Origin of the sequence: Pseudorhodobacter aquimaris (assembly GCF_001202025.1) — a bacterium.
GTDB lineage: Bacteria > Pseudomonadota > Alphaproteobacteria > Rhodobacterales > Rhodobacteraceae > Pseudorhodobacter > Pseudorhodobacter aquimaris.
The window spans coordinates 125,824-139,284 of the sequence record NZ_LGHS01000052.1 but is presented as its reverse complement, the minus strand read 5'-3'; the positions used below and the strand labels follow the sequence as shown (position 1 = coordinate 139,284).

Here is a 13,461-nt window from a genome sequence, read left to right as displayed (position 1 = left end):
ACATGGGGCATTATTCCGTCGTTTCAGTGGGTTGGTCTTCGAATTCGGTCAACAGGCTATCAAGCAGCGACAGGTCGCGCGCGGCATCGGCGCTGGCCTTTTTGACAGTGGCCGCAATCCCCGCAACGGTCGGCGCCTCATAGAGCAAGGCCCGCACAGGCAGCTCCACCCCGAAATCCTTACGCAGGCGGTTGATGATTTGGATCGCCAGCAAAGAGTGCCCGCCCAGCTCGAAAAAGTTGTCCTCGGCCCCGATATCGGCCACGCCCAGCATCTCTGACATCACCTTGGCGACGGCGATCTCATAGTCATTGCGCGGCGCGACAAATGCGGTTTTCACCTGTCTTTGCGCCGGTTCCGACGGCTTGGGCACAGGGGCCAACAAACGCGCACGCAGATCACCATGGGACACGGCAACCAATCCGGCCCGAGGTTGCGCCAGCACGGACAGCGCCGCCTGCCAGACCTCGGCCCCGGTCAAAACCTGCGTCGCTGAGGCCCCTGCGACGGCGCCGATCGATCCGGTTTCGGCCACATCCCAACGCACCGCTTGCCAGACTGTTTTCCCCTCACGCCGCGCGCAAAGCGTCTCGGCATCAAGCCATGCATTGGCCGCGGCATAGGCGGCAAAACCTTGTCCGCCCACCACCGACGACAGCGAGGACTGCAAGAGACAAAAGACAGGGGCGCGCTTGGCCAGCACCTGCCGCAACGCCCGCACCCCGCGTCTTTTGATGTCGATCACGGCTGTGGCCTCGGCCAATGTAGTCTGGGTCAAGGGCGCGAAATGGGCATCCCCCATCGCGGCACTGTGGAACGCACCGCCAACAGGTCCCATCCCTGCCTCGGCCTCGGTCAGAGCGGCGTCCAGCCACCGGGCATCGCCCTCATCGCCGCTGTATATCCGCACGTCCAACCCGCGCAGCGCGGCAATCATCCGCGATGCCGGATCCTGCGGGCCATGGGTCGCCAGCCAGCCGTCCCAATCCTTGCGCTCCGGCAGGCCGCGCCCCGCGAGGATCAGCCGCGCCCCTTGCTGCGCCAGTGCTTTGACAAAGACATGTGCAAGACCGTTGACCAGATCCCCGACGATCAGGAACGGCCCTTGGGTGACGGGCAAACCCTTAACAGGGTCCAAGGGGGTCGGCATTTCCTCCAGCCGCCAAAGGTAGCCGCCGCGCAAGGCCAGATGCAATGTCTCGCCGTGGTCCATGGCCAGCACCTGATCCAGCACAGCGTCAAAACCGCTCTCGGGCAGATCAATGGAAAGGCAGGTCACACCCTGCAATTCCTGACGCAGCACCGCAACCAGACCAAGGGCCGCCGCCGTATCGGGGCAAAGGGCCTCTGTGCCTGTGACCTCTTGCATGCCGCTGCCCAGCAAGGTCACATCGGCCGGATCGCCCAATTCTGCCAGCGCGGTGGCAAGGGCCATCACACGGCCGGCCAGATCCTTGTCACCGGCAAGGATGATACGCCGCGCCTCAACCCTGCGCAAAACCTCAAGGTAGTGATCGGGATTGAGCGGATCTATTTGGTATCCCTGACCCAATTCCTGCAAGGTGCCATCCCCGGCATCCCTGACGGCGATCATATCTGTTTGCGCGGGCACCGCGCCAAATGCCAGCCAAGGCCCCTTGTCCTTGCCTTGGGCGACGGGAACACGTTGCCAAACCGGCTGATAGAAGAACCCGCCCTCTGACGTGGGGGCATGCCCTTGCGGCTTGGCGGGGAGCCAGAAGCTTTGCCGTTCAAACGGATAGCCCGGCAGGGGCACACGCCGACCGGCGGCGGGCTTCAACGCCACGCCCGCCGCCCAAAGCGCGCCGCTTGCCTGTTGGGTTTCCGACATCCCGTCTTGCACGCCCGCATCGGGCAGCGTGGCGATGCTGCGCCCCTTTTGCCCAAGCTGTTGACGCGCCAGACGGCTCAGGCCCGGACCGGGGCCGATCTCAATTAAAAGCGGATGCTCCAGCGCCATCACCTGTGCCACGCAATCGCCAAATCGCACCGGCGCGCGCAGATGGGTGACCCAGCATTCGGGGTCCGTCGCCTCGGCTTCGGTCATCCAGTCGCCGGTAACATTGGACAGGATCGCGCTTTGCGGCGGTGAAAGCGTGACCTCCGCCAGCACCGCGCGAAAGCCGTCCAGGGCCGGTTCCATCGCCGCGCTGTGAAACCCGTGCGAGGTGCGCAATATCCGGCAGCCGATACCGCTTTGATCAAACTGGCGGGCCAGTTCCGTGATCGCCACGGCGGGACCTGACAAGGTGACATTGCGCGGGCCGTTCACCGCTGCGATCTCCACCCCCTCGGGCAAAGCGCCTTGGGCCTCCCGTTCCGACATCATGACCGAGAGCATCGCACCCGGCGCGCAAGCCTGCATCAACGCGCCCCGCGCACAGACCACATGCAGCGCATCGGCCAGCGAAAACACCCCCGCCAGCGTGGCCGCGACATATTCGCCAATGCTGTGGCCCAGCATCGCCACCGGCATCAGCCCCCGCGCCATCCACATGCGCGCCAGTGCATATTCTGTGGCAAAAAGCGTGGGCTGCGTCACGCGGGTCTCATCAATCCTTGCGTCCTCGCTGGCCGTCAGCAACAGGTGGCGCATGTCCAGACCGGCGGGGATCAGGGCGAGACATTCCTCCAAGGCCGCCGCAAACACAGCATCCTCTGCATAAAGATCACGGCACATGCCGGAACGTTGGCTGCCTTGCCCCGAGAACAGGAAAACAGGGTCGGGGGCATTCAGGGGGGCAAGGGGTTGCTCCGCGCCGTCGCGCAATGCGGCGATGGCATCCTGATGGGTCTTGGCCACGATATATTGGCGACATTCGAACGCCTTGCGTCCCGATTGCAACGTATGGGCGCAATCGGCCAGCGATGGCGCATCGGCACCCGCCAGATGGTCGGCAAGCCGGATGCGCATCTGTGCAAGAGCCGCTGGCGTGCGGGCCGAGAGCGGCAGCATATGGGTGTCGGCGGTAAGGGTTTTACCCTCTTGGGACGGGGCTTCTTCGATGATCAGATGGGCGTTGGTACCGCCAATGCCAAAGGCGCTAAGACCGGCGCGGCGCGGCCTGTCGGCCTCCTTGGGCCAAGCGCGCCCCTCGGCCAGCACGTCAAAGGGGCCGAAATCACATTTGGGGTTGGGTGCATTGAAATGCACCGTCCCCGGCATGTAATCATGACGCAAGGACAGCAAGACCTTGATAAGCCCCGCCATTCCGGCCGCGGCATCCAGGTGACCAAGGTTCCCCTTTACCGCCCCCAAGGCGCATCGTCGCCCTGCCGCAAGCAGATCTTTGCCATAGCTGCGATTAAGCGCGGCCAGCTCTATCGGGTCACCCAGCGCGGTGCCGGTGCCATGTGTCTCGATGAAATCGATATCCGTGGGGGTAACCCCGGCATTGCGCAGGGCGGTCGTGATAACGCCCGCTTGACCCGCAACGCTGGGTGCTGTGATGCTGACTTTATTGCCGCCGTCATTGTTCACGCCCGATCCCAACAAGACACCGTGGACCGTATCACCATCGGCCAAGGCATCGCCCAAGCGTTTCAACACAACAACGCCCGCGCCATTGGTAAACACCGTCCCCGCAGCATCGGCATCAAAGGGCCTGCAACGCCCATCGGGCGCAGAGATCCCGTCCGGCTGATGCAAATAGCCTTCGGGCCGGGGCTGGTTTACCGCGACCGCCCCCGCAATTGCCATGTCACAATCGCCATTGCGCAGGCCCTGTATCGCCTGATGCACGGCCACAAGCGCGCTGGAACATGTCGTTTGCACCCCGACCGACGGTCCTGTCATATCCATATGAAATGACACCCGCGCCGCCACCATACCGCCGATATTGGCAAGACCCGCCGCCAGTTGATCGGCACTGTCGGCCACGCGCAAAAGATGACCCGCCAAGGCCGATCCGGCATAGACGCCAACCGCATATTCCAGTCGCGCGCTGTCATAGCCCGCATGCTCCAACGCGTGCCACGCACATTCAAGGAACATCCTTTGCTGGGGGTCCAGAAGCATCGCCTCGCTGGGGGCATAGCCAAAAAACGCGGCGTCAAAACCGTCGGCTTCGGGGGGGCCACCCCAGACGGGCACATATTCGCTGTCTTTGGTCTCATCACCAGCCTGTGCTGCTGTCAGATCCTCTGGCGTGACCGCCCGCAGGCCCGAGGATCGGCCCTTCAACAGATCCCAGAACGCATCCAGATCAGCGGCACCGGGCAGACGGGCCGACATGCCGACCACGGCAATCTTTTCATTGGCCGATTGCGCTTGATGCTTAATATGTACGCGTGCGCGCTGTAACATATCTTGCATCTCGCGCATAGCCGGTCGGGTTTTTTCGGTCATTCTAGTCTCCGTGGGAATGGCGCGGACCCCGGCACCGCCGCAAGGGCCTGCGTATCCTTGGTCGCTTGTGTATGTGGGTGCCCTGGGCGCGTGTTTTGCGGTGGGAACAGCCGCGCCAGAAGGTAATCTACCAACGCCTTGGGGGTGCTGTGTTCAAAGATCACTGTCGCATCCAGATCAAGCGCCAGCTCTTGTTCCAATGTGGCGATCAGGGACACGGCGTTGACTGAGTCCAACCCCATCTCAAAAAAGCGGCCATCGTTGCTGATCCCCTCAGCGTTGCCGGTGGCCTGTGCCAGTGCCGTGCGAAGGTGCGATAACAAGCGCCCCTTGCGCAGCGGCAGGGGCATGCTTTGCAATTGCGCCAGTAATGCCCCGCGCGGTGCCAAAGGGGTGCTGTTTTGCACGGTATTGGCCTGCCACTGCGCAACCGCGTCCGGCCATTGCGCGGACTTGCAGGCCAAACGCTGGATCTTGCCGCTTGGCGTAACCGGAAGCCTTGTGGGGCGCAGCAGCGTGATATGGTCAGGCGTGATGCCGTGGGTTTGCCCCAAAGCGTTGCGGATGTTTGCAAATATGGCATCCGCTTGCACATCCCTGCAGGCTTGTCGGGTCAACTCGCAGATGATGCCAAGGCCACCACCCTCCATCTCATAGGCGGCGATGCGGCCCTTGGCAATCGCGGCGTCAGAGATGGCAACCGTCCGTTCCAGATCCTGCGGATAGAGGTTTTGCCCCCGCAGGATAATCAGCTCTTTCAGACGGCCGGTCACAAACAACCGCCCCCCTTGGACAAAGCCCAGATCGCCCGTGCGCAGCCAGCCCCCCGCACCCCCAAGCCGTTGATCGAAAAGATCGGGCGCGTCGGACATCCAATAGCCCTTTGCGATATTCGGCCCGCGCAACCAGATCTCTCCTACCTTATCGGTAGGGGCGCGTTGTAAGGTATCAGGGTCGACAATCGCAATCTCTTGCCCGCCCGTTGCCGCACCGCTTTCTGGCAAGGTGACATCCTGACCTGCCGCAATATTCCCCCGCCGCAGTGCCGCGGCATCAAGGCAGGCGTGGCGGGCAATCTCTGTCGGGGGGGTCACGCTGACGCATAGCGTGGCCTCGGCCAAGCCGTAACAGCCAACCCAGTGGCGCGGCGAAAACCCCGCAGGCGCAAAGACCCGTTGGAACTCTTGCTGGGTATCGGCGCGGATCGGCTCGGCCCCGGAAAACGCAACCCGTAGGGCGGACAGGTCAATACCGGCAATCGCCTCAGGGGTGGCGCGGCGCAGGATGTGATCATAGCCAAAGTTCGGCCCGCCAATCACCGTGGCACCATACCGGCTTGCCATATGCAAATAGCGCAGCGGATCGCGCAGGAACGCAGTGGGCGTCATCATCGTATTGGAAATGCCCAGATGAACCGGCGTCAGGATGCCCCCGATCAGCCCCATATCATGGTAATGCGGCAACCAGCCCGCAATACGGTCCAGCGCCGTAAAGCCAAAGCCCGCACGGATCTGTTCCAGATTGGCCTGCAACATCGCGTGGGTGACCATGACGCCCTTTGGCGCCTCGGTCGATCCGGATGTGTATTGCAAAAAGGCAAGATCCTCGGGACCGGCCTCAAACCGGATGGTTTCGCGATCAAACCCGACCGGCACGAAATCATCTGTCAGCGGCGCATGACAAGCTGCAATCCCGACCTCGGCCGTCTGGGCCGACAGCCGGTCAAGATCGCCCGCAGCACACAGGATCAGCGAGGCCCCCGCATCCCGCGACACATGCCCCCAACGGCTCATCCGTTCACGCGGGCGCGGCAGGGACACCGGCACAGGCACCGCGCCGATACAAAGGCAACCAAGAAACCCCGCGATGAAATCTAGCCCCGTGGGATAGGCCAGAAGCACCCGCGCGCCCGCTTTGATACCTTGGCGTAATAAATAGCGCGCAACACCCCAGACCCGCGCCTCCAGATCGGCCCAGCTCCAGACGGTTGCGGCCGTGGCATAACCGCGATCCGGCAGAAACCGAAAGGCAATCCCGGCAGGCTGGCGGGCCGCATGGCTGGCCAAATCGTCGACAAGGCTGCGCACTGTGCCTTTGGGGCGGGAGGGCGGCCATGCAGCGTCTTTTCGTCTTAATGATTGACTTGCCATTGTTCCGCCTGGTGCCACGATTGGAGACATAAAAGTCTGCTGCGATGGGGCTTGGCGGCGGCTGGAACCCGTTAATTTCCGCCTTGCATACAAAGCCAAAGTATTTTAGTCAACTATCCAAATCGGGAAGCCAGGCAACATGTAACCCCAGCTTTCACCCGCCATTGTCAACACTTGCGGGGGAAACATGCACGATGGGGTTTGGACCACCGCCTCCACAGGGAAGGCGGGGGTCGAAGGGCTTTTGGCCCGGCTGTATCAAGGCGGGGTTCGGGTCTCTGTTGCAGGCGGCACCTTGCACTGCACCGGCCCGCGCGCGCTTTTGACCGGGGCGCTTGGTGCCGAAATCCGTGATCGCAAGCCCGAGATCATCACATTCCTGACCGCCCGACAAGATGCAGCGTCAATACCGGCGCTGAACACGTCCACCCCACCGCTGAGCGATGCCCAGATGCGGCTCTGGGTGGCAGGACGCATGGCCCCTGAGGCCGCCCACCACATCCCATTTACCCTTGTGGCCGAAGGAGATCTGGATATCGACGCGGTGAAAGCCGCCCTTTCCCGTATCATCCAGCGGCACACCGTTTTGCGCATGCGCATCGCTGAAAAAGACGGCATCCCCGCGCAGCACATCAGCGCCGATTCAAGCGCGCCGGTCGCCATTCTGGATATCCCGGACACGGCGCAATCCGACATAGATGTGCTGACCCGAAAAGAGGCCACCCGCCCCTTTGACCTGACCAAAGAGCCCCCCCTGCGGATGTGCATCCTGCGGCGGGCAGATGATCGGTTTGTGCTGTTGTTCACGCTTCATCACATCGCCGCAGATGGCGGGTCGGTTGAAATTCTGATGGGTGAATTTGCGGCGATTTATACAGAGGCGGTTTCCGGCACACCCGCAGGGCTGCGGGCCTTGCCGGTGCAATTCGGCGATGTGGCCGCGTGGCAAAATGCCAAAGGGCAATCACGCCATATGACATTCTGGCGCGACCATCTGGGCAAGGATCTGCCGGTCACGCGGCTACCGGCCGATTTTCAGCGCCCCGCCCTTCAAGACCACAGTGGCGCATTGCATCCGCTGGTGTTTCCGGCCAATCTGGATGCTGCGCTGCGGTCACTGGCCGCGTTACAAGGGGTCTCGCAACACACGCTATTGCTGGCGGCCTTCAAGGTGCTGATCCACCGCTACACCGGTGAGGTTGATCTGGTTGTGGGCATGCCCTCGGCCAACCGCAGCCGCCCCGAAACAGAGCCTTTGGTCGGCCTTTTCGTAAACCCGCTGCCCGTTCGCAGCCGTATCAACCCAGCAGCCCCTTTTTCGGCCTATCTGGCCGGAATGCAGCAGGTGATGATCAATGTCATCGACCATCAGGACACCCCCTTCGAGCAACTGGTTGAAACCTTTCAAATCACGCGCGATCCCGGTGCAAGCCCCTTGTTCCAGATCAAATTCCAACTGGACCGCGCGCCCCGTACGCAGCTGGCCTTGCCCGGGCTGACCTTGCACCGTTTGCCCCGCAACGCGGCCTTTGCCCGCCATGACCTCTCGCTTGATCTGGTGGCGGGGGAGGCAAGCGGGCTTGGCGGGCACATCGAATATGCCACGGCTCTTTTTGCCCCTGAAACCATCGCACAGATCGGTCGTCATTATCTGACCTTGCTGGCGAGCATCGTCCAAGCGCCCGACACGCCAATCGCCCAGCTCGATATACTGGACGAGGGCGATCATCTGGACATTCAAAGATGGAACGACACCGACGTACCGCTTGATCCGACCGAACGTTTTCCGGCGTTGTTCGAGCATTTCGCACAGGTAACACCCGATGCGGTGGCGGTGGAATATGTCGCGGGTGACACCCTGCACAGCCTGACCTATGCCGCGCTGAACCGCCGCGCCAATAGCTTGGCCCATGCGCTGCGTGATGCGGGGGTGGGGCCGGATACCGTGGTCGGGATCATGCTCGACCGCGGTCTTGATATGGTGGCCTGCTGGCTTGCGGTCCTGAAATCGGGCGGGGCCTATTTGCCGCTGGACCCGGCCTATCCGGCCGAACGGCTGCACTATATGCTGGCGGATTCCGGTGCGGAACTGGTGCTTTGCCAAAGCCACCAAAGCCTGCCCGAGGGTATCACACGCTGGGATCTGGATCGCGGCTGGCCAAGTGGCCCAACCGGCAATCCCGCCGCCAATACGGACCCCGATGATCTGGCCTATGTGATCTACACCTCCGGCTCTACGGGCCTGCCGAAAGGTGTCGAGGTGCCGCATGCAGGGCTGGTCAACCTGACCCGTGACAAGATCCGCAAATGTGATGTGCACGCGGGCGACCGTGTTTTTGCGTTCTTCAGCTTTTCCTTTGATGCCTCGATCCCCGATCTGGTGATGGGCATAGGCACCGGCGCAAGGTTGATCCTGACCCCCGCCGAGGATGCCTTGCCCGGCGCAGGGATGGCAAAGATCCTGCGTGACCGAAAGGCGACACATCTGACCATCACCCCCTCGGCCTTGTCTGCCTTGCCGCCAGACGACCTGCCTGATCTGCGTATGGTGTTGGTCGGGGGGGAGGCCCCTGCGCCAGAGCTTGTGCAACGCTGGAGCCGCAACCGTCTGTTCATCAATGCCTACGGGCCAACGGAATGCACGGTAAACGCCTCTATGGTGGCCTGTGGTAACGGGCGCCCGCTGGAGCCGACGCTAAGCGCACCGGCGAACAAGCAGCTTTATGTCCTTGATACCGCCTTGCAAAATTTGCCAGTCGGCTGTGTCGGAGAGCTGTGCATTGGCGGCATCGGGCTGGCGCGCGGCTATCGGGGGCAACCGGGCAAGACGGCGGCGGCCTTTGTGCCTGATCCCTTTACCAAGGGCGGGCGGTTATACCGTTCGGGAGACCGTGCCATGCGTTTGGCCGACGGGCGCATTTGCATCCTCGGGCGTTTGGATGATCAGGTCAAAATCCGCGGCTACCGGATTGAACCGGATGAGGTCGCGCGCCATTGTGCAGCCCATCCATCGGTTGAAACCACCGTGGTCCTGCCCCGTGTCGGGCCATTGGGTGACACAAGGCTGGTGGCCTATCTGGTGCCGAAACATGCCGCCGCCGAGGATGCGGAACTGCGGGCGCATCTTGGCCGTCTGCTGCCGCGCTATATGGTGCCGGATGCCTTTGTCTGGCTGGATCATTTGCCTTTGACCGCGAATGGCAAGCTGAACGCCGAGGCCTTGCCCGACCCCGAAATCACCGCGCCCAAGGGCCGCGCCCCCGCCACGGCCACGGAAATCGCGCTGGCCCGCATTTTCGCAGAGCTGCTGGAGGTCGACGGCCCCGCCGCCGAGGCAGATTTCTTTGATCTGGGTGGCACCTCGATCATGGCCACGCGCCTGCTGGCACAGATAGAGCAACATCTGGGCATCACCCTGCGCGCCGCCGATCTCTTTGCGGGGTCAAGCATCGCCGCGCTGGCCCGCAGGGTGGATGGCATCGAAGATAACGCCGTGCTTTGCCCTTGGGATCAGGATCTGGTGCTGGAGCCGACGATCCGGCCTGCGCAAAACATGGCCAGCCCTGCGGCCCTGCCCGATCATGTGATCCTGACCGGCGCCACGGGCTTTGTCGGTGCGCATCTTTTGGCAGCCCTACTAGAGGACCCGAACCGTCAGGTGATCTGTTTGCATCGGTCGGGCGATGTTCGGGCTATTGAATCCGCGCTCATGGCATATGGGGTTTATGTCGCAGGTCACGCCGGTCGCATCATCCCCCTGCGCGGGGATCTGTCCAAGCCGGACCTCGGGCTGGACCAAGACGCCTTGGACGCGGTACCGCCCTGTGCCATCCTCCATTGCGCCGCCGAGGTTCATCACATGCGGCCCTACCGCGCCCTGCGGGCCACGAATGTTTGCGGAACCCGTGAGATGCTGCGCCTTGCCTGCCGCCTGAATGCGCCGTTTCATCATATCTCTACCCTAAGCGCCCTGCGCATTAGCCCTAAGCCGGTGGATGAGACCATTGCCGCAAGCACGCTGGAGGCCCCCGAGGGCGGCTATAACCAAAGCAAATGGGTTGCCGAACAGCTGGTCATGCAGGCACGCACAAGGGGGTTGCCCGTTGCGATCTACCGTCTTGGCTCGGTCGCAGGGCATAGCGTTACGGGGGCCTTTAACGCCAGTGACATGCTGACCCGGCAGATGCGCGGCTATCTTGCCTCGGGGGTTGCCCCAGAGGGTGAGGCCCTGATCAACCTTTTGCCCGTTGATCACGTCGCCCGCGCCATTCTGCATCTGGCCAATGCCGCGCAAAGGGGTGGTGCGGCCTATCATCTGTCCCATTCCGCGCCGGTCTCCTCCGAGCTGCTGTTCGAGGCCTGCGCCGATCTGGGCCATCCGGTTGCGCGCATTGCGCCCCGCGACTGGCAGGAACATCTGGCCGCTATCGCCCGCAATGACCCCGATCATCCGCTTTATCCCATTGCCGCAATGGGGGGCGCACAAGGGTTTACCGGCGACCGCTGGCCCTATGGCTGCACCGCCACGCGCGCGTTGCTTGATCCGGTTTTGCCAGAGCCTGCGATTTCACCCGAACTGCTGCGCCTTTACCTGCGCGCCATCTTGCAGGCCGACACGCCCCCAGACCCCATTTTGCAGGAGAGATCACAATGACCAAGGCAGATTATGACGATTGGGCTTGGCTTTATGACCGCACCCTTGGCCCTGACTATTGCAAAAGCAAGCTTGAGGCACTGGACCGGATGATCCTTGGGCATCTGCCCGTGGGCGGGCGCGTGCTTGATCTGTGCTGTGGCACGGGCCAGATGCTGATCCCGATCTATGGGCGGGGTTTTTTGGTCACCGGCCTCGATATTTCGGCAGAGATGCTGAACTACGCCAAGGAGAACGCCCCTGTCGCCACCTTGATGCAAGGCGATGCGCGCGATTTTACGCTGCCCGAGCAGGTCGATGGTGTGGTCTGCGCCAGCGCCTCGTTGAACCATATGCGAAACATGGATGAATTGGCGCGTGTGTTCAAATCTGTGCATAGCGCGTTGAAAGAGGATGGTATTTTTGTCTTTGATATCAACCACCACGCACAGATGACCCGCCATTGGGTCGACCGCCCTGCCGCCGGTGAAATCGCCGCCGATTATGCCTGGATGATCACACCCCGCTATGACGCCACCAGCGCAAGCGGGGCGTTTCGTGTCGATATGTACCGCCGTCCCGATCACGCCCGAAAACACGGCACCGCTTTGTCGCGGTTCTTGCTCAACCGTCCGGTCCTGCGCCGGTTCAAGCTGGCGCAGCTTGCAAAATTTGGCACCGATCACCCTGATTGGGACCACCGCGGGGCCGATTACGCGGTCTATGGGCATGATCTGAACGCGGTATTGTCCTGTCTGGATGATTGCGGCTTTGACGCCCGTGTTGAAACCATAACCGGCGCGGAGGAGGTCGGTGAAAACGCGGCGGCCTATTTTATCTGTCAACGTCGCGATGACGCCCTTGATCTGGCGGCCGCAGAATGAACGCTCCGAACCTCATCGATCTGACCGCCGAGGTTATCGCCTCTTTTTGCGCGCGCACCCACGCCTCCAAGGCGATGGCGCAAAACAGCCGCCCCTATCTGGCCGATAAAACGGCCTTGTCGATGCCCTTTTCCCCCGCCTTGAAGGAGGCCTATTACCCGATTGTCTCGGACCGCTCCGAAGGCAGCGCGCTTTGGGATATCGACGGCAACCGCTATGTCGATATTCTGATGGGGCTGGGCTGTAATCTGTTTGGGCATAACCCCGCGTTTGTCCGTGAAGCGCTTGAACAACGGTTGCAAGCAGGCATCCAGATCGGCCCGCAATCGGAAATCGCAGGCGAGGCGGCCGAGCGGTTTGCCGCGCTGACGGGGCATGAACGCGTTGCCTTTTCCAACACCGGCACCGAGGCGGTAATGACGGCAATCCGTCTGGCACGGGCGGCCACAGGGCGGCGCAAGATCGCGGGATTCACCAATTCCTATCACGGGCATTCCGACACCGCCTTGTTCAAATCCCAGCGGCTGGAATACGTCCGGCGCGGGGCATTGGCGCGGGCGCAAAGCGGGCCGCTGGCCATGCTGAAACCGCTGTTGGGGCGGATGATGCTGACGGGTGCCAAACCGGGCTTTGCGGGCATCCCCAAGACGCAGGCGCGTGACATCATCATGCTCGAATACGGCAACCCCCGCGCGCTGGATATCCTGCGACGGGCAGGCAAATCACTGGCGGCTGTTCTGGTTGAGCCGGTGCAAAGCCGTGTGCCGGACCTGCAACCGCGCGAATTCCTGCACGGCCTGCGGGCGGTTTGCGACCAGACCGGCACGGCGTTGATCTTTGACGAGATGATCTCGGGGTTTCGCGTGGCACAGGGCGGTGCGCAGGAGTATTTCGACATCAGGGCCGATCTTGCGACCTATGGCAAGATCGCGGGCGGCGGCCTGCCCTTGTCCCTGATTGCCGGATCACCGCGTTTCATGGACCGGATCGACGGCGGGCAATGGCAGTTTGGCGATAACAGCACCCCGCAGGTTCCGACCACCCTCTTTGCCGGCACCTATTGTCGCCATCCGCTTGCGCTGACGGCGGCACTGGCCGTGGCCAAACAGTTGCAGGATGCGGGGCCCGCGCTTCAACAAGGGTTGACCCAGAAAACAGCGGGGTTGGTCACGCGGCTGAACACAGGGTTGGCGCAACGCGGCCTTGCAGCACGCTTCACGCATTTCGGATCGTTTTTTACCATGACAGAGGGCGCCAGCCCGTTGCTATCGCTGATGGCATTGGCGGGCGGTCTCCACCTGCGTCCGGGTGACAAGGGCGGGTTCCTCTCAACCGCGCATGACCCGGAGGATCTGGATTTCATTACCACGACTTTCATTGACAGCATCGATCGCCTTGAACGGGCTGGCATGCTGTGACCCACCA

Annotated in this window: 5 protein-coding genes; 3 read left to right on the top strand and 2 right to left on the bottom strand. The window is 62.3% G+C overall.

Annotated elements, in window-relative coordinates:
• Nucleotides 1-10 precede the first annotated feature (10 nt).
• Both AKU94_RS09260 and AKU94_RS09255 read right to left on the bottom strand, forming a co-directional pair.
• Nucleotides 11-4,369 carry a type I polyketide synthase gene (locus AKU94_RS09260; protein ID WP_083445017.1) on the bottom strand — a complete coding sequence of 1,453 codons (4,359 nt, stop codon included), beginning with the start codon at nt 4,367-4,369 and terminating at the stop codon, nt 11-13.
• Complete coding sequence (locus tag AKU94_RS09255; RefSeq protein ID WP_198144880.1) at nt 4,366-6,519, bottom strand: AMP-binding protein; 2,154 nt, start codon at nt 6,517-6,519, stop codon at nt 4,366-4,368. The genes AKU94_RS09260 and AKU94_RS09255 overlap by 4 nt, the downstream gene beginning before the upstream one ends.
• 187 nt (nt 6,520-6,706) lie before the next feature.
• Here AKU94_RS09255 and AKU94_RS09250 point away from each other — a divergent pair, with 187 nt between their 5' ends.
• The 3 genes from AKU94_RS09250 to AKU94_RS09240 are packed head-to-tail and all read left to right on the top strand — an operon-like array spanning nt 6,707 to nt 13,454.
• Nucleotides 6,707-11,173 (top strand): non-ribosomal peptide synthetase, encoded by a 4,467-nt coding sequence (locus tag AKU94_RS09250; protein ID WP_050526991.1) that lies wholly within the window; start codon nt 6,707-6,709, stop codon nt 11,171-11,173.
• Entirely contained in the window at nt 11,170-12,036 is an 867-nt protein-coding gene (locus tag AKU94_RS09245; protein ID WP_050526990.1) for a class I SAM-dependent DNA methyltransferase, read from the top strand. Before AKU94_RS09250 ends, AKU94_RS09245 begins: the two co-directional genes overlap by 4 nt.
• On the top strand, nt 12,033-13,454 hold the full coding sequence (locus AKU94_RS09240; protein WP_050526989.1) for an aminotransferase class III-fold pyridoxal phosphate-dependent enzyme: 1,422 nt from the start codon (nt 12,033-12,035) through the stop codon (nt 13,452-13,454). Before AKU94_RS09245 ends, AKU94_RS09240 begins: the two co-directional genes overlap by 4 nt.
• Nucleotides 13,455-13,461 lie beyond the last annotated feature (7 nt).